Below are 19,220 nucleotides of genomic sequence, written 5' to 3' on the forward strand. Positions count from 1 at the left end.
GGTCACCCGCCATCATTTCCCGCCAGCCACCGATGTCTCGCGCCGCTGCATCTCGCCATACCAGTCAGCCAAAGCCAGCGACGTGTTCGCGTCGACCGCTTGCTGCCTAAGCAGTGCCGGATCGCCCTCCTCGGCGTGCGCGTAGGTCACCCCGCTGCGCAGATCCCGCGCCCCCGCCGTCGAAAACAGATAGCGCTGTTGCGCCACGGCATAGCGACGCGTCTGCGGCACCGCCCCGAACAGCGGTTCGCCGAATCCGACGTAGGACGCGTCCGAAAGTGCCAGCCGGTACAGCGTCGGAAAGATATCGCGGTGACCGACGAAATCGTCGAGTCGCAAACGCCCACTCGGCGCATAGGCCGGTGGCACGCGCAGATAGATCGGTACGTGGTACTGCTCGAAGGGCGACAGGAACGCGTTGTCCGGATCGTGCCATTGCGGCGCGCGATGATCGCCGGTCGCCGCCAGAATCGTGTGTGAACTCATCGGCGAGTACTTGAGTCGGTCGATGAAATCGCCCAGCGCGTCCATCGCGTACCGATAGGCACGTACACCGCGCTGACGCGCGTCACGCTCGGCGGCGTCGGCAGGTGACTCCCGCCATCCCTTCGTCAGATCGAACGGGCCGGTGGCGGCGTCATCCGGCACGTTGAAGGGCTGGCGATTGCTGGTCGTCAGCGCGAAGACGAAGAGCGGTTGTCCCTTGGCGTCCGCCTCCTCCAGCAGGTCGTGGACGTAGCGCCAGAGATAGCCGTCGTACACCCCATCATTCCCAGTGTCGGCCCGCGGATATCGGGCGACGATGTCAGCTTGTGTGACGACGTCGTCGAACCCCTGCCTGCGCATGACCCGCTCGATGTTGTGCCACGTGCGAGCGCCGCCATAGACGAACACGGTTCGATAGCCGTGCTGCTGGAACGGTCGTGCCGCCGCCGATTCGAACGCGACCGGCCGGTTCTCGCCCGTCAGCAGCGACGCCGCACTACCACTGTTGACAAGCAAGTGCTCGATCGTCGAAAACGTGTCGGCGCGAGCCGCCACGGCGTGCCGGAACCACCATCCGGCATCCAGATGTCTGCGCATCGCGCCGGCGATCGGAAAACCGTCAGCATCGAGCGAAAGCCCATAGCCCCCCCACCCGGCCATGAGACCGAACACCACGTGCGGGGGATGGGCAGCGAGCCTCTCGCTGGGCGGGGTACGATGCCACGGCGCGCGCAGCAGCACTGCCGTCGGGTCTTCGTCAGGCGCACGGGTCGCTTCGGCATCTGCTGGGTGAGTGGCATCCGAGTCATCCACCGAGTCATCGTGCCCATCACGTTTATCGTGCTTACCACTCTCATCGCCCTCATCGACCTTATCGCTTTCATCGCCTCGCAATGCCTTGACGAGCGCAGCGGCATCCGCGAATCCGTGCGCGCGCAACGCCCGCTGCGCCGCCTGCCCCGCTTGCGCCGGTGACAAGCCTTCCCGCGACGGCTCCCACGTCTGCCTGAGTACGAGGATCAGACGCACGGGCGTATTGACGAGCAGGTCGTCCAGCACCGGGTCTCGTGCCACGCTGATCCCAGCCGGATCCACGAGACGCGCCGAAGGTCGCCCCCATCCCACCATCAGCACGATCGAGACGACGAGCACTTGCACGATGGCATCACGCCACGTCGCTTCGCGCTCGGGGACCAATGCATACCGGAAAGTGCCCCACGCTTGGGCCGCGCCGAGACATGCAGCACTCGCCAACGGCATGGCGATGCGCAGGAGGTGCGTTGTAGCGTCTGTCGCCGTGGCGGTATCACCATCGAGCACACTGAAAAAGTTCGCGCCGAACGGTTCGCCGAAGTGGCGCAGGTAGTCGTGCTCCACCAGCGCTAACGCATTCGAGATCACGAACCACGCAATGACGCCCGCCGTGAAAGCGGTGCGGGCCAGCGGCGTCGACGCATACTTCACGCGCAGGATCGCCAGCGGCAGCAGCCACACCGCCATCCCCCAGCTCACGAGCAACAGGTCGTAGCGAAGCCCGTACCAAAGCCATGTCATCCACTCGTGAGCGTTGGTCTGCGCCCCGACACCAGGAGCGAGCGTCGCTACACCGAACAGGCGAATCAGCAGATTGCCCGCACACGTCATCGACATGACGGTTGCGCTCAAGCGCACCAGACAAGGCAAACGAGGGAGGGATTGGGAAGCGGAGGCCGCGACCGGGCTGTCGGCAGGAAGCGAATTCATGAGCGGGCGGCCACGTGCGCAGGCGCAGGCGGGACGTGCATGGAGAATGTCCGTCAGCCTGACAGCGAACGCCCGTCACGCGGCGCGGGAAATTCCCCAACATGGCCTGTTGCCGCCCGAACGTGCAGGCGTCACGGGCTTGCGGTAATCTCGCGAAATTCGCTATTTACGAAATTTCACGCCAATGAAGCCGATCCGCATCTGGGACTTGCCCACTCGTCTGTTCCACTGGTCGTTTGTCGTACTGGCGGTAGCGGCCTACGTGACGGCCAAGACCGGCGGCAACGCGATGATCTACCACTTCTGGTGCGGGTACGCGGTGCTCGCGCTGCTGATCTTCCGTCTCGTGTGGGGTGTGGCCGGTCCGCGTTATGCGCGTTTCTCGGCGTTCGTCACCGGTCCGCGTACGTTCTTCCGGTCGTTGCGCGATGGCCGCGACGGTTCGGGCACCGAGGGGCGTTTTGCGGGCCACACGCCGCTCGGCGGCTTGTCGGTCATCGCCATGCTGCTCTTCTTCGGCATTCAGGTCGGACTGGGTCTGTTCTCCAATGACGACATCTTCAACGACGGTCCCCTCGTCAAGTTCATCGACAAGGACACCAGCGATATGCTCACCGGCTGGCATCTGCGCAATCAATGGGTGCTGATCGCACTCGTGGCGCTGCATGTGCTGGCGATCGTGTACTACCGCGTTGCCCGCAAGAAGGACCTGATCAAGCCGATGATCCTCGGAGACAAGAAACTCACCGGGCCGGCGCTTCCTGCACGCGACGACTGGCGCGTACGCGTGGGTGCGCTGGTGCTGATCGTGCTGGCTTCGGCGCTGGTGTATCGCATCGTGAATCTGGCCCCGGCTGTCGCAGCATTGCCGTCCTACTGACCCTGCGGGGCAAGATCGTCGCGGCAAAAGAAAAAGCCGGTCGCTCGAAAACGACCGGCTTTTTCATCGTAACAGCGAGACTGCTTACTTCGCGCGGAAGTTGTCGTGGCAGCTCTTGCAGGTTTGCGCAGCTTCGCCGAAAGCGGTCTTGATCGACGCGAGGTCGCCGCCCTTGGCCACGGTGTTGAGCTGCGCGACGGCCGTTTCCATCTTGTTGGCGGCGTCCCTGAACTTCGCCTTGTCGGAGAAGACTTCCGGCTTGGCTTTGCTCTTGCCGTTCGTCTGACCGCCTTCAAAGGCCGGCCACGGCAGCTTCGAGAGCGTGGCGACAAGCTCGGCGTTCTTCGCGACGTCGTCCTTGTTGAACGGCGCATCGCCCTTCACGACAGCGCCGATACGGCCGAAGTGGTTACCCAGCAGGAAAAGGGCCGACTGACGATACTCCACGGCGTCGTCGGCTTTGGCGAACTGGGCTTGCGCGACGGCCGGCACAACGGTAGCTGCGGCAGCGGCGAGCGCTGCAACTGCGAGAGTGAACTTCATTTGTGGGGTTCTCCTTATGGTTTGTGGGGCTATGATACACACCAACTTGCGTACCCGTATGACACAGTTGTCATAAGGACAGAAGCGGGACAGAAGCAGGCCCGAAGCCGTCCATAGGCACCACGTACGGAGACGTAACCGGAGAAAAGCGGGGGAAATCGAGAGGGGACGCACCGAAGCGCAGGGGGACGAACCATGCAAAACGGGCCGCAGAAGCGGCCCGTTTCGTTACGACGGATAAAGCGCGTGGTGCTGTCGTGGGGCGACTTAGACGCGCTTGGCCAGCGACTCGGCGATACCCACGTAATTGGCCGGCGTCATTTCCAGCAGGCGCGCCTTGGCGTCTTCCGGAATGGCCAGTTGCTTGATGAAGGCTTGCAGCGCTTCGCGCGTGATGCCCTTGCCGCGCGTGAGCTCCTTGAGTTGCTCGTACGGATTCGGCACACCGAAGCGACGCATCACGGTCTGCACCGGCTCGGCCAGCACTTCCCACGTATTGTCCAGGTCTTCGTCCAGACGCTGCGGGTTCACTTCGAGCTTGCCCAGACCGCGCAGGCACGAGTCGTACGCGAGCAGGCTGTAGCCGAACGCCACGCCGATGTTACGCAGCACGGTCGAATCCGTCAGGTCACGCTGCCAGCGCGAGACCGGCAGCTTGTCGGCCAGATGACGCAGCACGGCGTTAGCGAGACCGAGGTTACCTTCCGAATTTTCGAAGTCGATCGGGTTGACCTTGTGCGGCATGGTCGACGAACCGATTTCGCCGGCCTTCGTCTTTTGCTTGAAGTAGCCGACCGAGATGTAACCCCAAATGTCGCGGTTCAGATCCAGCAGGATCGTGTTGGCACGGGCCACGGCGTCGAACAGTTCGGCCATGTAGTCGTGCGGCTCGATCTGGATGGTGTACGGATTGAACGTCAGGCCCAGGCGCTGCTCGATGACCGTCTTCGAGAAGTTTTCCCAGTCGTATTCCGGGTACGCCGACAGGTGAGCGTTGTAGTTACCGACGGCACCGTTCATCTTGGCGAGCAACTCGACACGACGAATGCGCTCGAGCGCACGTGCCAGACGCACCGCCACGTTGGCGATTTCCTTACCGAGCGTGGTCGGCGAGGCCGGTTGACCGTGCGTGCGCGAGAGCATCGGCTGGGAAGCGTGTTCACGGGCCAGTTCGCTGAGCTTGGTAACGAGCGATTCGAGCGCCGGCACGATCACTTCGTCGCGCGCGCCCTTGAGCATCATGCCGTGCGACGTATTGTTGATGTCTTCCGACGTGCAGGCGAAGTGAATGAACTCGCTGGCCTTCTCCAGTTCGGCCTGGCCCTGCACCTTCTCCTTGAGCCAGTACTCGACAGCCTTCACGTCGTGGTTCGTGACCTTCTCGATGTCCTTGATGCGCTGGGCATCGGCGTTCGAGAAGTTGGCGGCCAGATTCAGCAGGAACGTCTCCGCCGCGCCCGAGAACGGGGCGATCTCGGCGAAACCGGCTTTGGACAGGGCGATCAGCCAATGGATTTCGACTTTCACGCGATTGCGCATGAATGCCGCCTCGGACAGCCACGGACGCAGGGCGTCGGTCTTGCTGGCGTAACGGCCGTCGAGCGGGGAGAGCGCGGTCAATGGGGAGAATTCGTCGGACATGGCACTGGGCACCGAAAAAGAAAACCGGGGGAGCCGGCGATGTGCCAACTCGGAAAGGCCAGTATTTTACCATTCCCCGGCCCCGGCCATCCCGCACGTTATACTCTCCCCCGCGCTAAAGCGATTTATCAAGGATTCACATGAAGTTGATCGGTGCCCTCGCCAGTCCCTACGTTCGTAAAGTCCGCATCGTGCTGGCTGAGAAAAAGCTCGACTACAAGCTCGAGCTGGAGAACGTCTGGGCGGACGACACCCGCATTCAGGAGTCGAACCCGATCGGCAAAGTGCCGTGTCTGGTGATGGAAGACGGCGAAGCCGTGTTCGACTCCCGGGTGATCTGCGAGTATCTCGACACGCTTTCCCCGGTCGGCAAGCTCATCCCCCCGTCTGGCCGCGAGCGCGCCGAAGTGCGCTGCTGGGAAGCCCTGGCCGACGGCGTGACGGACGCCGCCGTGCAGATTCGCGTCGAATGCATGTACCACGACGAGGCATCGCGCTCCCAGAAGTTCATCGACCGTCAGTTGGGCAAGATCCGGGAAAGCCTGCGCGCCATGGCACGCGGGCTCGATGAACGTCAGTGGTGCGCAGGCAACCGCCTCACGCTGGCCGACGTAGCCGTGGTCTGCTCGCTGGGTTACCTCGATTTCCGCTATCCGGAGATCGACTGGCGCGACACGCACCCCAACCTCGCCCGCCATTTCGAGCGCATGTCCGCCCGCCCTTCGGTCGCGGATACCGTTCCGACCAACGCAGCGCCTGCACCAGTCACCGCCCCGGCCCTCTGATTACCCCGGAAGCGCGGATGCCCGGGCGTCCCGCCCGGCTGGCCCCAGCGCGGCGCCAGTGGCTCGCTCGCGCACGCGCGACGGCATGACGACCGCCGGCTGATCGCGGTCCCGGGCGGCATGCCCGGTAGGCCTCGCGGCGTCTGCAGCCGGGCTGCGCGTAATCAACGCCCCCAAACCCCGTAGCAAACGCCATGCGCGGTCGGCCTTCTGGTCTGGGGTGATGGGGGCTTTGATGCTTTCCGTGCGGTTGTCCGCGTTTTTACCAGCGCTGGTGACGGCGCCGTTAGCCATGCCGCCGATACCATTCCCGTCGTTCGCCGACGCCATGCCGGCGACCCCGTAATCCCCCTCGCCACGTACCACCGTAGCAAGGGGCGATCGGGACGACGTTGAGGCAGGGGCGTGCGCCTGCGCCCGAGCCGTCTTGGCAGAACCTCCGGCGGCACCGGGCATATCGTGCGCATGCGGCGTCCCTGCCACGCCAGCCACGACAGCGCCCCCCGCTACGCCCGCCTCCCGCAGGCGCGAATAGCCCGCCATGACCTTGCGGACATACTTCTGTGTCTCCGGAAACGGCGGCACCTGACGCCCGTATCGCAACACAGCCCCCTCTCCCGCGTTGTAGGCCGCAAGCGCAAGGCTCACATCGCCGTCGAATCGCGAGAGTAACCAGCGCACGTACGATGCCCCCGCCCTCACATTCTCGGCGGGATCCTCAAGACGCCGCACCCCGAAGCGCTGGCCGGTGCGGGGCAGGACCTGCATCAGCCCGATGGCGCCGCGCTCGGACACCGCTTGCGGGTCGTATCCCGACTCGGTGTCGATAATCGCGTGCAGTAACGCCGCGTCGACCGAGCTGGCATACGCTGCGCGTCGCACGAGGTTGTCGAAGGGGAGCGTTGCGGAGGGCTGACTTTCGGCGGGCGGTAATGTCGTGGACTGCGCGGCCACCGACCTCGATATCGACACGCTCCCCGGTGCTTCCATCAACCCGTCCGTGGTCCCCTCCGAGGCGCCGCCCGCCCCCGAACTCACCTTCCCGTCCGCCAACGACCTTGCGGACGCGATAGTGACTGGCGTCGCCACCTCCGGCTCGCGAAACGACGACACCAGACGCCTGGCCGCTTCGCGCGGATCGTCGGGCAACGCGCGTTTGCCGTCACGTGATGAATCGCCTGCCCCCCCATTGAGGGTCGCATCTGCCCCCTGCGCAACCCGAAGTTCCACCCTCGCCCCACCGGCCAAAGCGCTAACGACCGGCACAGCGATCTGCGCGTCAGCCAAACGGGGATGATGGGGCAACAGCCCACGATCCGCGGCTTTCGTCGGGAGTCCGCTCAGCATCAGCGCTGCCGAGACGAGGACGACGATCCGCCACACGCGGTGCAACGGCAGCATCGACGGGGCGCTCATGCCACGTCTCCCGGCTCGGGATGCCGAGGGGCGTCCGTCTCTGACGTGGCCTGCACCTCGTAAGGAAGATCGAGTGCCAGACGCAATATCGCAGCGACCGCATCGAACAGGTCGGAGGGAATCGGGGCATCGATCTCGACGTCTTCCATCAATCGACGCGCCACCGGCACATGCTCGACCACCGGCACACCTTCGCGCTCGGCGATACGCACGATCGTGCGAGCGCGCTCGTTGCGCCCCTTCTCGATGACCAGCGGCACCGCCGTCTCCCCGGGGACATAGCGCAGGCAGATCGCAAGCCGAGTCGGATTTCGCACGACCGCCGTCGATCGTTTGACGTTGCTCGACAGACTGCCGCTCTCGATCGTCTCCCGATGAATATCGCGCCGCTTGTTCTTGATCTCGCGATTGCCCTCGACTTCCTTCGACTCCCGCTTGATTTCATCGTGAGACATCATGAGCTGCTTGCGGAGCTGATACTTCTGATACGCAAAGTCGAGCCCGCCGAACACCACGTACGCCACCACCAACACCGCCATCAACCAGAACAACAGCCTGACCGTGAGTGCCAGCCCGCATGCCGGGCCACATTGCGGCAGCACGGCGAGCGATGGCGTGTACTGCCGAATCAGATAGAAAAACACCACGCCCAGCACGGTGACCTTGATCAACGACTTGCCGAATTCGAATAGCGACTGCATCGAAAACAACTGCTTCGCCTTGGCCACAGGATCGATGCGCTCGTACTTGGGACGGATCGCTTCGGGCGCGACCAGCGCGCCGACTTGCAGCACCATCGCCAGCCACGTGGTCACGATCAGCAGAATCGCGAGGCCACCGGCGAAGCGGACGAAAATCAATAGCGAAGGGCCGAGCATGCCCTGCACGGCTTCATCGACAGGATCACGCAGCACGAGCAGCATGCGCGAGACGAGTGCTTGCAGCGCATCGTGAAGGGCCGGTCCCTCGAACATCAGCCAGGCGAGCACCGCGCCGAGTTGCATGCAGACGGCAAGATCGGCGCTCTTGGCAACGCGCCCCTTCTTGCGCGCGTCGTCGATCTTCTTGGGAGTCGGGGGCAGGTTCTTTTCGCTCATGCGTGCCTCACGACGCGGGTAGCACCATCGCAGACCACGCCCGAAACATTTCGGGCAGGCGATACCAGTGTGCAAGCGGCACGGCGATGGCAAACGGCAGACTCGCCACCGTCACAAGCAACGCCATAGCGCTCTTGACCGGCATGGCGAGGAAGAACACGTTGAGCTGCTGCGCGGCGCGATTCACGAAGCCCATCGACATGTCGACGAGCACCATCACGACCATCGCAGGCAACGCGACAGCAACGCACATGACCTGCATCGCCTGCCACAGCGACAGCAACCACGCCTGCGACGCTTCCTCCCAACGCCACCCACTGCCGACCGGCAAGACAACGTAGGAGTCGTAGAGCGCCGTGAGCACCGCGTGTGCCGCCGGCGTCACGAAGAACAGCACACAGAGCATCTGGGTGAAGGCGATACCGAAGATCGACGATTGCGCCCCCATGAGCGGGTTCAGCACGCTGGCCATCGAGGCGCCACGCATCGTATCGATCACGTACCCTGTCATGTCGACGGCCCAGAACGGCAATGTCGCAACGAACCCGAGCAGCCCGCCGATGCAAAGCTCGCGCAAGATGAGCGATGCCCACGCCCCCCACTGCGTCGGCATTTCCAATGTGGCGTGCACGAGCGAGACGACAGGCAGCGCCAGCGCGAGCACGAGTGCGTTACGCAACAGGCCCGCACCGAGCATGCCGACGGAGAGCACCGGCAGCAGCATCGCAATACCAAGCGGACGCAGCATCGCCACGCCCCACGCCAGCAGCCAGCCGAACAGATCGGTCCACAGCGGAGCGAGCAAAGTGCCGGATGACATCAGCATGGCCCTCACCCCATCCGGCTGATCTGCGCGAACGCATTGCCAGCGTAGTTAAGCAGCACGTGCCCCATCCATGCGTAGGTCGCGGCCAGCGTGACCGACACGGCGATCAGCTTGATGAGGAACTGCACGGTCTGATCCTGCACCTGGGTGAGCGCCTGTACGAGTGAGACAAGCACCCCCACGGCCGAGGCGACGACCACGGTCGGCAGCGACATCAGCAGCGTGAGCCAGAGCATTTCGCTCGTGAGATTGACGACGATGGCTTCACTCATCGGCCAGCCCTGCGCGCCGTCATGCGTACGACAGCATCAACTGCCGCACGAGTTGCTCCCAGCCGTTCATCATCACGAAAATGAGCAGTTTGAACGGCAGGGCGATCGTCATGGGCGAGACCATCATCATCCCCATCGCCAGCAGGATGTTCGAGATGACGAGATCGATCACGACGAACGGCAAATACAGCAGAAGACCGATCTTGAAGGCTTCGGCGAGTTGACTCAACGCAAACGCCGGCATCAGCACGAGGAGGGAATCTGCGCCAAGCCGGTCACGATGCGCCTCAGGCCATGTTTCGCTGCCGAGGCCCGTGAAGAAGTCGCGTTGCCGGGGATCGGTGTGACGGGTGAGAAACTTGCGGTACGGACTGAGTACGCTGGCGTCGACGTCGGCCACGAAACTTCTGGAAGATAGCGACACCGGACGCGCGCCAAGGTTCGCCTCGATATCGAACGCGACCGGCGCCATGATGAAACAGGTGAGCACGAGGGACAGGCCGTAGATTGCGATATTGGGCGGAATCTGCTGAGTGCCCAACGCGTTGCGCAGCAGCGCGAACACGACGGCCAGCTTCAGAAACGCAGTCCCCAACACCACCAGCAACGGCATGATCGAGAGCAGCGTGAGCAATACGATGAGCTGGACCGGGTGGTCGAGCAGGGACATACAGACTCCAATGGACGCGCGGTAACCGGTGCATCTGTTGCTCGAACAGCGCCCGCGCACGCTGCCTGTCATCGCGCACGTCGCGCTCGCCAGTCCTGCGAAAGCGCACGCCCAGCGCAAAGCTAAGGTTCTCCTGCGACTCCGCGAATGCCGCTTCCTCGTTCTGTGCGATGGTGGCTTCGATCAGGGCGACATGGCCGGGAACCTCGGTGAATGACGTTCTCGACGACTGACCGTCGGCTTCGAGCGCTTGCCACTCGTCGGCCAAAATGCGTTCGAGCGCCGGATTCTCCCGAGGTGTAGTGGCGCGCGAATCGATGGACGACGGCAGACGCTCAACCATATGCCACCTCCAGACTCGGGCCGACACGCAAACGGTCGATGACCGCTTCGAGATCCGCATCGAGATCGAGACAGACGGTGACCCACTCGCTCTCGATACGCGCCTGACGGCCAGTCAATGTCGCATCCGGGGAGCAAGGCAGCACGATATCGGCGTCTCGCAGTGCATTGGCGATGGCGCTGTGCTGCACCGGAGGCACACGCATGACCAGCGCCCCTTCGCGCACCAGCCCCGGTAACGTCTGGCCAACGCGATGCGCGAAGCGTTCCCCGGCGTCAAGCTTCTCGACAAAGTTCGACAGTGCGCCGGTCACCGCGTCCGCAACGCGACGCTCCAGCGAACGCACGATCTCGCGCTCCATCGTTGCCTCACCGGTGCTTGTCTCGATGCCGTGTCCGTCGTCACGATGTCGTCCGACGATGATGCGCTCACGGATCAAGTGACGCATGCTGCACACCCGACACGGGCGGCGGAAGCAACGCAGGCGGCACGGATGATGCTGGCGGCGGGGGCGGCGCAGACGACACAAACGACACAAGCGACGCAGCCGACACAACCGACACAACCGACGCAGCCGACACAACCCACACAGCCGACACAGCCGACGCAAGCGGCGCAGGCCACGTGGGTGACAGGCACGGTGCGCAAGGCATCATCGGTGCCAGCGGCATCAGCGGCATCAGCGGCATCAGCGGCATCAGCGGCATCAGCGGCATCGACCGCGTCTGCGGCACACGTGGCTGCCCGAATTTTGCTGCCACCGCCGACCGTTGTATCGGCGTTGACGTCCGAAGCACCTGCGGTGGACGACATCTGGCCGCGTCTTGCGGCGTTGGAGAGGATGCTATGTATGTCATCGACTACGCATTGACCCCCATCGAAACCATTGACGGTCCCGCGCCTGCGGGACTTGTGGTTTCCGGCGAGACACTGACGCAACTGCGCGAGCAGGCGAGTCAACGTGTTCGCTGGATGGAGGAGGCGCGCGCCGAGCGTGAGGCCGCACGGGCATCGCTGGATCAGGCACGGCGCGACATTGATGCGCAACGCCTTGCGTGGCAGGAGGCGGCAAAGGCGCAGGCGCAGGCTCAGGCGGACACGCTGGCCGAAGCGGCACGGCAAGCGGCCGTGGCACAGACGGTGGAGTGGCTCGTGGATGACTGCCAGTGCTGCCGTGGCAATCGTCTCAGGCGAGAACTCGGGACTCGACGGCCAGTCGCGTCGCATCAACAACAGGCGATCGCATTGCCATGCGTCAAGCCAGGGCGACAATGCACGGCGATAGGTGCCCAGCAGCAAGTAGTCCGGACACCCTAGCCGACGCAACCCATAGGCGAGTGCGACACGACGCAGGTTCGGCACGAGGCGCAAGATGGGCAGCATGGCATCTGTGGCATCGCCTTCCGGAGGCACACAGCGCACGGCGTGACGGGCCACAGGCCACCCGCGCCGCGCAACGATGAGGCGATCGACGTGCCGTCGACATGCAGGATGGCGCCGATATGGCACCTTCCACGACGAGAGTCCCAGCACATCCCACCACCCGTCGTCCATCTGCGCGCCGGGCTGCCAGACCAGTTGCGCCATGAGTGCGCGTAGTGCGCCTCCGGTCACGATGCCCTCACGCTGCGTCGCCGAAGGTAGCTCACCCAGACCTCCCTCCGGCGCCAGCCCACCACCGCAGCCGTTCCGAGCGCAACCACGGCCACGGCCAATACCGCCCACGCCACGACCGGATACCACCGCCGGCCATCCGTTGCCTGCGGAATCGCTTCCGTTCCGGCTCCCGCCTTGGCTTTCGTTACCACGCCCACTGTCGCGCCATCCGTCGATGCCCTGTCGACCGCTTCGATGGCCGCACGCGGCAGCCGGTAATCGGCAGGCTGCAACACGATGCTGATGCGTTCGGGTGACACGCCCGGCACACTGTCGTGCACCAGGCTGCGTATGTCCGTCATGCGTTGCGACATATTGATTTCGGGACTGTATTTGACGAAGACTGCGACTCCGGGAGGCAACGTCGCGCGGCCAGCAGAGTCCGTGGGCACCTGCGCAATCGACACCTCCGCGACCATCACACCATCCAGCGCCGCCAGCATGCGTTCGAGCCGCTGCTCCTTGAGGAAGATGAGTTTCGCCTGCTCCTGTACGGGCGAACTGACGAGTTGCCCCGGCGGGAAGACGTCTTCGACCGACGCACGCTTCTGACGCGGCAGTCCATGCTGACGAAGCACCTCCACACCACGGACGAAATCGCCCCGCTCGATGCGAACGGTGATGCCAGCGGTGTCGGCGCGCTTGTCCGCCTGAAGCCCCGAGACCAGCAGCAGCGCAAGCATCTGATTCGCTTCGGTCTCGCTTAAGGCGCGATGCAACTCGACCTTGCATCCCGTGAGTACGAGCAGGAAAACGCAGACGAGCCAACCCCGGCCACGCGTGCGTCCCCGAAAGCAGTTCACGATGCAATTTCCAATACGGCCCCGGCGCGTCATTGCATATGGACCAGCTTGTTCACCCCTTGTGTCACGGCACCGGCCGTCTTCGCGACAAACTCAAGGGCCAGCACTCGCTCGGTAATTTCGCGCTGGGCGGCAACCATGTGAGTAGGATCGTCGAGCGTCCGCTCATCCAGCGCGACCCGTTGCACGAGATGCTCCGTATTGCCCGCCAGTTTGCCTGCAGCACTGAACAAGTGATGTTCGGGCAGCGACGGCGCACTCGCCAATGCCTGTTCGAAGCGGGCGGCATCCGCGCCATTCACATTCCATGCTGGCGCCGGAATCTTGGACGGGAGGGCCGCAGCCACGGCGTGCGTGACTGTCGATGAAATGAGCGGAGTCGTCATGACGAAGGAATGAGGGAGGATGGTGAAGAGGGAGACGATGCGGGCGGTGCGGGTGATACGGACGATAGGTCCGATGGTGTCGACGGGAGCGCCGAGACTGATAGGTTCGAAGGGTGCGTTGGGTTCCACGGGGCCGACGACACGGGCGACGCAGCAGATGCCATCACGTGAGGCCGCGACCGCCCCGCGTCGGTTGCGTCAAGCCACTGGCGCAGAACATTGGCCGTCGGAACGTCGGCCTGCCCACGTGCGACGAGATCCTGAAGACACGACCGCGCTGCCACCGTGTCGCCAAGTGCAATGAGAAGCGCTGCGTGAAGACACTGACGCGCGTCGTCCTGCGGCACCAGTGACGGGAGAGCCGCGAGAATCGCTCTCGCTTCCGCTTCCATACCGTGCTGCGCACCCGCAAGCGCCAGTTCCACGATTTGCTGGCGAACCGCGTTGACAAGCCACGGCATCGGGGGCGCTTCCGCCCGACTGGGGGTCGACGAAACGGGTGGATTCGACGGCGTCGAGGACACGGCCATCATGCGATCTTGGCGATGATGCCCATCACCGTATCTTTGATGAGCTTGATGGTCGCACTGTGCAAACCGATGGCCGTCGAGAACTGCTGCAACTTGAACTGCACGTCGAGCATGTCTCTGGCATCGTTCGTCTTCTTCGTTCGCACGGCCTGCGTCGCTTCGTCCGACATGCGGCGCACGCCTTCGCCCATGCTGCGATGAATCTCCTCGACGTTCATAGCACCCCCGCATCGGTAATCGCGCCATGACCGGCCACGAGATCGGCGCGCATGGCGGCATAGGCATCCGCACGCGGCATCGCAACGCGTCGCCCGCCACGCTGCGGCGGCGTGCCCAGACGAATCTCCGTCGGCGCACAATCGAAGCGCTTGCGAAAGGTGTCGGTGAAGTGAGCGTGATTGGTAAAGCCACATTCGAGCGCGATGTCCAGCACCTTGTGACGGGTGGACAGCAGCAAGTCACGCGCCAACCGCAACCGCCGCTCCAGCAACCACTGCTTGGCGGGCATGCCGTACGTCTGCTGAAAGAGATAGCGAAACTTGCGCAGCGGCATGCCGAACTCTTCGGCCAGCCGCCCGACGGGCCACGGCCGGTGAAAATTCGCCTCGACGAAATCGAACAGCGAATGACTGCCCGCAATCGTCTGGCGCAACATCGCCGAGAAGTAGCGCTGGTCTCGACACAGGCAGTAGACGTAGAAGAAACGCAGCATCGCCATGCGATCGACGTTCTGCAACGTCATGGCCACATCCACCATCGTGGGTTCGAGAACCAGCGTACGGGCCGCCTGACGGTGGAAGACACCCAGCGGACGACGATCGAGCAGATCGACGACGTCCGGATACAGCGCCTGCAAATCGCAGGCATGAAAATCGTGAGACACCACGGGCCCTGGGGCGTCCATCGTCGCGTCTGAACTGGTCGCGGTCATGCTGCCCGCAGGCAACGTATGCACAAGACCGTTCACACTGAGTTTGACATCGTGGCGGCTGATCAGAAATCGCACCGTACTCATAGGCTCCTCCTCTGACGACAATCCGTCGGCGGGATGACAAAGTCGAAGGCCACACGATAGGCGAGTACGCGCGCGAGCATCATCCGGTGGAGACCTTAATGTGAGTCGCCACGGCCCGCACTTTTGGTATTTGGGAAGAAAACTATCGGGAAATATAAAAAAACCCGACGCCACATCGCGTCGGGTTTTGCATTCAGACGAAAGCCAGGTCGTGAAACCGTCGTCCGATCAGGCGACGGCTGCCGGAGAGAAACTGTCGGCGCGCGCCATCGGCCAGTACTTCTCGTACAACTGGTAACGAAACTGCCCACGCAGCAGATCGCCCGGCTCAAGGTACTTGAGCGATTCGGACATGAGGCGAATCTCGTTGGAAGACACCCGCTTGACGATGTGATGCGCCCGCAGATCCGACGGATGCGACAACCCCGCCGCTTGAATCAGCTCCTGCAACGCGTGCAACGTATGGGAGTGGAACTGATGCACGCGCTGCGCCTTGTCCGGCACGACCAGTGCGCGCTGACGCAACGTGTCTTGTGTTGCAACCCCGGTCGGGCACCGATCCGTGTGGCACTTCTGCGACTGAATGCACCCGATCGCGAACATGAAGCCGCGCGCCGAATTGCACCAGTCTGCGCCAATGGCGAGCGTGCGCGCGATATCGAATGCCGTGACGATCTTGCCGGACGCCCCGATGCGGATCTTGTCGCGCAACCCCGCACCCACGAGCGTGTTGTGCACCAGCAGCAGCCCTTCCTGCAGCGGCGCCCCCACGTGATCGGTGAACTCCAGCGGTGCGGCACCAGTGCCGCCTTCCGAGCCGTCCACCACGATGAAGTCGGGCAGGATGCCGCTGTCGAGCATCGCCTTCACGATGCCGAAAAACTCCCACGGATGCCCGATGCACAGCTTGAAGCCGGTCGGCTTGCCGCCGGAGAGCGTACGCAGTCTGTCGACGAATTGCAGCAACCCCAGCGGCGTCGAGAACTCGCTGTGACGGGAGGGCGAAATGCAGTCCTGCCCCATCGGCACCCCGCGTGTCGCGGAGATTTCCGGCGTGATCTTCGCGGCGGGCAGCACGCCGCCGTGCCCCGGTTTCGCCCCCTGTGAGAGCTTCACCTCGATCATCTTCACTTGCGGCGTGGTGGCCTGTGCGGCGAACTTCTCCGCATTGAACGTACCGTCGTCGTTGCGACAGCCGAAGTAACCCGACGCCACCTCCCAGATCAGATCCCCGCCCTGCTCGCGGTGATGCGGCGAGATCGAGCCTTCGCCGGTGTCGTGGATGAAGTTGCCGAGTTTGGCGCCGCGATTGAGCGAGCGAATCGCGTTGGCCGACAACGCGCCGAAGCTCATGGCAGAGATGTTGAAGATCGATGCCGAATACGGCTGCGCACGATCCGGTCCGATAGTGATGCGAAAGTCGTGGTCCTTCAGCACGGTCGGCGCGAGCGAATGGGCGATCCATTCGTAGCCGGTGGCCTTGACGTCCAGCTCGGTGCCGAACGGACGGCTGTCCACATCACCCTTGGCGCGCTGATAGACGATGCTGCGCTGCGCGCGGGAGAACGGTGTCTCGGAGGTATCGTCCTCGACGAAATACTGGCGGATTTCCGGGCGGATGAACTCGAACAGGAAGCGGAAGTGCCCCCACAGCGGGTAGTTGCGCAGCACGGCGTGACGCTGCTGCACGACGTCCCAGACCCCGAGGACGACCAACGCAGCGAACGGTATCGGCCAAAGCGGATTCCATCCGTCGACCAGTACCAGCACAAGCGTTGCGACGAGCAACGCCACGGCGATCCAGAGAGCCAGAAATCGGCGCGAAAACATGAAACCTCCTAGGCTTTTTGCGGGGGGACACTCGCCGGCACGCTGCCGGGTGTCCCCCCGGCGAGCGCCGGCGGCTTCAATGCGTGTTGAGGATGATGTGTTTCGAGGCAGCCGCCTTGGCAGCGGCTTGTGTGTCGGTGGTGCCAGCCGCACCGCTCGCACCCGCGACGGCGGGCGTCGTCGACGCAATGATGCCGCCGCCCAGACAAACCTCACCGTCGTACAGCACGGCTGACTGGCCAGGCGTGACGGCCCACTGGGCGTCCGAGAACGACAGCGTGAGGCCATCGGCATTCGCGTGCACAACTTCGCAAGCGGCGTCGGCCTGACGGTAACGGGTCTTCGCACCGCAACGCGTCCCCTCGGCCGGCGGCTCGCCCGCGACCCACGAAAGGTCTTCGGCGTCGAGCGTGCCCGAGAGCAGCCACGGGTGGTCGTGTCCTTGAACAACGTAGAGCGTGTTGCTGGCCATGTCCTTGCGGGCGACGAACCACGGCTCGCCGGAGCCGTCGCGACTGCCCCCCAGACCGATACCCTTGCGCTGACCCAGCGTGTAGAACGCCAGTCCGACGTGCTCGCCCACGATCGCGCCGTCCGGCGTCTTCATGGGGCCCGGTTTGGTCGGCAGATAGCGGTTGAGGAAGTCGCGGAACGGTCGTTCGCCGATGAAGCAGATCCCGGTCGAATCCTTTTTCTTCGCGTTGGGCAGACCGATTTGCGCCGCAATTTCACGGACTTTCGTCTTCGGCATTTCGCCGAGCGGGAACATCGTGCGCGAGAGCTGCTGCTGATTGAGTCGATGCAGGAAGTAGCTCTGATCCTTCGTGTGATCGAACGCCTTGAGCAACTCGAAGCGCCCGTCGCGCTCACGCACGCGGGCGTAGTGACCGGTGGCGATGGTCTCGCCGCCGAGCGCCACGGCGTGGTCGAGGAACGCCTTGAACTTGATCTCGGCGTTGCAGAGCACGTCCGGGTTCGGCGTGCGGCCGGCCGAGTATTCGCGCAGGAACTCCGCGAAGACACGGTCCTTGTACTCGGCGGCGAAGTTCACCGCTTCGACGTCGATGCCGATCAGATCGGCGACCGACACCACGTCGATCCAGTCTTGCCGGGTCGAACAGTATTCGCTGTCGTCATCGTCTTCCCAGTTCTTCATGAACAGACCGACGACGTCGTAGCCTTGTTGTTTGAGCAGCCATGCCGTGACCGACGAATCCACGCCGCCCGACATGCCCACCACTACGCGTTTTTGACTCATGTGTTGCCTTGCCCGCCGGTCAGCGCCGGATGGGTCTGAAGAATGTCGAGGTCGTACCGCACCCCTCGCAGGTAATCGTCCATGCAGCGCTCGAGAATGGGCGAGCGGTGCCGCGTTCGCTGTGCACGGACCTCATCCGGCGTGAGCCAGAGGGTGCCGACGATGCCCTCGTCGAGCGTGCGCGAAGCGTCGAACTCGCCCAGCGCACCGGTGAAGGTGAAACGCAGATAAACGATGTCTTCCGGTCCCGGGGCGAGGTAGATGCCAAGCAGATGCTGCGGCTCGAACGTGTGTGCCGTCTCTTCAAGCACTTCGCGACGGACGGCGTCGACGATCGACTCGCCCGGCTCCAGATGACCGGCCGGTTGGTTGATCAGCAGACCTGCGCGCTTTTGCTCTTCGACAAACAGAAAACGGCCGTCGCGTTCGACGACCGCTGCAACCGTCACGTTGGGCTTCCAGCGTGCATTCATGGCTCATCCTTGCGGGACGCGGGGAGGTGACCCCGATAAAAGCGACATTTTACCGTCTGACGGGGTTTGGCGCTGAAGACGGACAACTTTCACGACCGACCGGTCGGTCGGCGTCGATGACCGACGATCGGGGCGCATTCATGACCGATTGTTCATATTCATATGTCATTTCGTGCAATAGGCGCGTTTGTAATCTTCGGGTAAGCTTCCAGCACCAGCAAAGTGCAATGTGCAGTTGCAGTACCGCATCACCGGTTTGTGCAGTAGTTCGAATGCAGTGGTTTGTGCAGGACTAATGTCATCAGCGGCGAAACAGGTAGTGCGTCTGCCCCGGCAGCGCAGACGCTGCGGCTCCTTGGCCCACGGTTTTGGGCGCATGGGTTTGGCCTCTGATGAGATCAGTTCACAAACCCAAGGAGATACGCAATGAAAATCGGCATTCCCGCCGAAACGCTTGCCGGCGAATCCCGTGTCGCGGCCACGCCCGAGACGGTGAAGAAGCTGGTCGCGTCAGGACACCAGATCGTGATCGGCCGTGGCGCCGGAGACGCCGCCAGCGTGCCCGAC

19 protein-coding genes and 2 pseudogenes are annotated in these 19,220 nt (G+C 63.5%); 3 read left to right on the top strand and 18 right to left on the bottom strand.

Translation table 11 applies throughout. The annotated features are described in order from the left end of the window. Positions 1–12: 12 nt before the first annotated feature. Positions 13–2,229, bottom strand: coding sequence for an LTA synthase family protein (locus A9762_RS07575; protein WP_083253721.1), 2,217 nt, complete (start codon positions 2,227–2,229; stop codon positions 13–15). Between the two features lie 184 nt (positions 2,230–2,413). Here A9762_RS07575 and A9762_RS07580 point away from each other — a divergent pair, with 184 nt between their 5' ends. Further along, entirely contained in the window at positions 2,414–3,109 is a 696-nt protein-coding gene (locus A9762_RS07580; protein ID WP_069341423.1) for a cytochrome b/b6 domain-containing protein, read from the top strand. Between the two features lie 84 nt (positions 3,110–3,193). Here A9762_RS07580 and A9762_RS07585 read toward each other — a convergent pair whose 3' ends face one another. After that, entirely contained in the window at positions 3,194–3,652 is a 459-nt protein-coding gene (locus A9762_RS07585) for a cytochrome c (RefSeq protein ID WP_069341424.1), read from the bottom strand. A 267-nt stretch (positions 3,653–3,919) separates the two neighbouring features. Further along, positions 3,920–5,293, bottom strand: coding sequence for an adenylosuccinate lyase (gene purB, locus A9762_RS07590; protein ID WP_069341425.1), 1,374 nt, complete (start codon positions 5,291–5,293; stop codon positions 3,920–3,922). A 140-nt stretch (positions 5,294–5,433) separates the two neighbouring features. On the opposite strand from purB, the gene A9762_RS07595 reads away from it, so the two are divergent. Then, the gene (locus A9762_RS07595) at positions 5,434–6,078 is read left to right on the top strand and encodes a glutathione S-transferase family protein (protein ID WP_069341426.1); all 645 of its coding nucleotides are present in this window, start codon (positions 5,434–5,436) and stop codon (positions 6,076–6,078) included. On the opposite strand, the gene A9762_RS07600 is transcribed toward A9762_RS07595, so the two are convergent. From A9762_RS07600 to A9762_RS07675, 15 genes and pseudogenes are all read right to left on the bottom strand, one after another. Then, the gene (locus A9762_RS07600) at positions 6,079–7,494 is read right to left on the bottom strand and encodes a lytic transglycosylase domain-containing protein (RefSeq protein ID WP_069341427.1); all 1,416 of its coding nucleotides are present in this window, start codon (positions 7,492–7,494) and stop codon (positions 6,079–6,081) included. Beyond that, a complete protein-coding gene (locus A9762_RS07605) occupies positions 7,491–8,591 on the bottom strand; it encodes an EscU/YscU/HrcU family type III secretion system export apparatus switch protein (RefSeq protein ID WP_069341428.1) in 1,101 nt (366 codons plus the stop codon). Before A9762_RS07605 ends, A9762_RS07600 begins: the two co-directional genes overlap by 4 nt. Before the next feature lie 7 nt (positions 8,592–8,598). After that, the gene (gene sctT / locus A9762_RS07610) at positions 8,599–9,417 is read right to left on the bottom strand and encodes a type III secretion system export apparatus subunit SctT (RefSeq protein ID WP_083253722.1); all 819 of its coding nucleotides are present in this window, start codon (positions 9,415–9,417) and stop codon (positions 8,599–8,601) included. Between the two features lie 5 nt (positions 9,418–9,422). After that, on the bottom strand, positions 9,423–9,689 hold the full coding sequence (gene sctS, locus A9762_RS07615) for a type III secretion system export apparatus subunit SctS (protein WP_069341429.1): 267 nt from the start codon (positions 9,687–9,689) through the stop codon (positions 9,423–9,425). A gap of 19 nt (positions 9,690–9,708) precedes the next feature. Beyond that, positions 9,709–10,359, bottom strand: coding sequence for a type III secretion system export apparatus subunit SctR (gene sctR, locus A9762_RS07620; RefSeq protein WP_069341430.1), 651 nt, complete (start codon positions 10,357–10,359; stop codon positions 9,709–9,711). A gap of 335 nt (positions 10,360–10,694) precedes the next feature. After that, the gene (locus A9762_RS07630) at positions 10,695–11,150 is read right to left on the bottom strand and encodes a hypothetical protein (RefSeq protein WP_069341432.1); all 456 of its coding nucleotides are present in this window, start codon (positions 11,148–11,150) and stop codon (positions 10,695–10,697) included. Then, positions 11,138–12,289 (bottom strand): type III secretion system domain-containing protein, encoded by a 1,152-nt coding sequence (locus A9762_RS29385; protein ID WP_139133131.1) that lies wholly within the window; start codon positions 12,287–12,289, stop codon positions 11,138–11,140. The genes A9762_RS07630 and A9762_RS29385 overlap by 13 nt, the downstream gene beginning before the upstream one ends. A gap of 23 nt (positions 12,290–12,312) precedes the next feature. Beyond that, positions 12,313–13,161 (bottom strand): type III secretion system inner membrane ring lipoprotein SctJ, encoded by an 849-nt coding sequence (sctJ, locus tag A9762_RS07645; protein WP_069341435.1) that lies wholly within the window; start codon positions 13,159–13,161, stop codon positions 12,313–12,315. Positions 13,162–13,190: 29 nt separating this feature from the next. After that, positions 13,191–13,676: a type III secretion system inner rod subunit SctI gene (sctI, locus tag A9762_RS07650; RefSeq protein ID WP_240493472.1), complete on the bottom strand. Its 486-nt coding sequence runs from the start codon at positions 13,674–13,676 to the stop codon at positions 13,191–13,193. Between the two features lie 140 nt (positions 13,677–13,816). Continuing rightward, positions 13,817–14,080: pseudogene (locus A9762_RS29390) on the bottom strand (DUF1039 domain-containing protein); the annotation flags it as partial. Next, positions 14,077–14,295 carry a type III secretion system needle filament subunit SctF gene (gene sctF, locus A9762_RS28475; protein ID WP_069341437.1) on the bottom strand — a complete coding sequence of 73 codons (219 nt, stop codon included), beginning with the start codon at positions 14,293–14,295 and terminating at the stop codon, positions 14,077–14,079. The pseudogene A9762_RS29390 and the gene sctF, both read right to left, overlap by 4 nt. After that, positions 14,292–15,092, bottom strand: coding sequence for a helix-turn-helix transcriptional regulator (locus A9762_RS07660; protein WP_069341438.1), 801 nt, complete (start codon positions 15,090–15,092; stop codon positions 14,292–14,294). Before A9762_RS07660 ends, sctF begins: the two co-directional genes overlap by 4 nt. Before the next feature lie 228 nt (positions 15,093–15,320). After that, positions 15,321–16,922: an FMN-binding glutamate synthase family protein gene (locus A9762_RS07665; RefSeq protein ID WP_069341439.1), complete on the bottom strand. Its 1,602-nt coding sequence runs from the start codon at positions 16,920–16,922 to the stop codon at positions 15,321–15,323. Positions 16,923–16,998: 76 nt separating this feature from the next. Next, the gene (gene mnmA / locus A9762_RS07670; RefSeq protein ID WP_069341440.1) at positions 16,999–18,180 is read right to left on the bottom strand and encodes a tRNA 2-thiouridine(34) synthase MnmA; all 1,182 of its coding nucleotides are present in this window, start codon (positions 18,178–18,180) and stop codon (positions 16,999–17,001) included. Then, on the bottom strand, positions 18,177–18,653 hold the full coding sequence (locus tag A9762_RS07675) for an NUDIX hydrolase (protein ID WP_069341441.1): 477 nt from the start codon (positions 18,651–18,653) through the stop codon (positions 18,177–18,179). Before A9762_RS07675 ends, mnmA begins: the two co-directional genes overlap by 4 nt. A 426-nt stretch (positions 18,654–19,079) precedes the next feature. Here A9762_RS07675 and A9762_RS28035 point away from each other — a divergent pair. Continuing rightward, positions 19,080–19,220, top strand: a pseudogene (locus A9762_RS28035) (NAD(P)(+) transhydrogenase (Re/Si-specific) subunit alpha); the annotation flags it as partial.

It is taken from the genome of Pandoraea sp. ISTKB (assembly GCF_001721285.1).
Classification (GTDB): Bacteria; Pseudomonadota; Gammaproteobacteria; order Burkholderiales; family Burkholderiaceae; genus Pandoraea; species Pandoraea capi.

Coding starts and splice junctions, on each gene's coding strand:
- A9762_RS07575 (WP_083253721.1), bottom strand. CDS start 2,229: ATGAATTCGCTTCCTGCCGACAGCCCGGTCGCGGCCTCCGCTTCCCAA.
- A9762_RS07580 (WP_069341423.1), top strand. CDS start 2,414: ATGAAGCCGATCCGCATCTGGGACTTGCCCACTCGTCTGTTCCACTGG.
- A9762_RS07585 (WP_069341424.1), bottom strand. CDS start 3,652: ATGAAGTTCACTCTCGCAGTTGCAGCGCTCGCCGCTGCCGCAGCTACC.
- purB (WP_069341425.1), bottom strand. CDS start 5,293: ATGTCCGACGAATTCTCCCCATTGACCGCGCTCTCCCCGCTCGACGGC.
- A9762_RS07595 (WP_069341426.1), top strand. CDS start 5,434: ATGAAGTTGATCGGTGCCCTCGCCAGTCCCTACGTTCGTAAAGTCCGC.
- A9762_RS07600 (WP_069341427.1), bottom strand. CDS start 7,494: ATGAGCGCCCCGTCGATGCTGCCGTTGCACCGCGTGTGGCGGATCGTC.
- A9762_RS07605 (WP_069341428.1), bottom strand. CDS start 8,591: ATGAGCGAAAAGAACCTGCCCCCGACTCCCAAGAAGATCGACGACGCG.
- sctT (WP_083253722.1), bottom strand. CDS start 9,417: ATGCTGATGTCATCCGGCACTTTGCTCGCTCCGCTGTGGACCGATCTG.
- sctS (WP_069341429.1), bottom strand. CDS start 9,689: ATGAGTGAAGCCATCGTCGTCAATCTCACGAGCGAAATGCTCTGGCTC.
- sctR (WP_069341430.1), bottom strand. CDS start 10,359: ATGTCCCTGCTCGACCACCCGGTCCAGCTCATCGTATTGCTCACGCTG.
- A9762_RS07630 (WP_069341432.1), bottom strand. CDS start 11,150: ATGCGTCACTTGATCCGTGAGCGCATCATCGTCGGACGACATCGTGAC.
- A9762_RS29385 (WP_139133131.1), bottom strand. CDS start 12,289: ATGGCGCAACTGGTCTGGCAGCCCGGCGCGCAGATGGACGACGGGTGG.
- sctF (WP_069341437.1), bottom strand. CDS start 14,295: ATGAACGTCGAGGAGATTCATCGCAGCATGGGCGAAGGCGTGCGCCGC.
- A9762_RS07660 (WP_069341438.1), bottom strand. CDS start 15,092: ATGAGTACGGTGCGATTTCTGATCAGCCGCCACGATGTCAAACTCAGT.
- A9762_RS07665 (WP_069341439.1), bottom strand. CDS start 16,922: ATGTTTTCGCGCCGATTTCTGGCTCTCTGGATCGCCGTGGCGTTGCTC.
- mnmA (WP_069341440.1), bottom strand. CDS start 18,180: ATGAGTCAAAAACGCGTAGTGGTGGGCATGTCGGGCGGCGTGGATTCG.
- A9762_RS07675 (WP_069341441.1), bottom strand. CDS start 18,653: ATGAATGCACGCTGGAAGCCCAACGTGACGGTTGCAGCGGTCGTCGAA.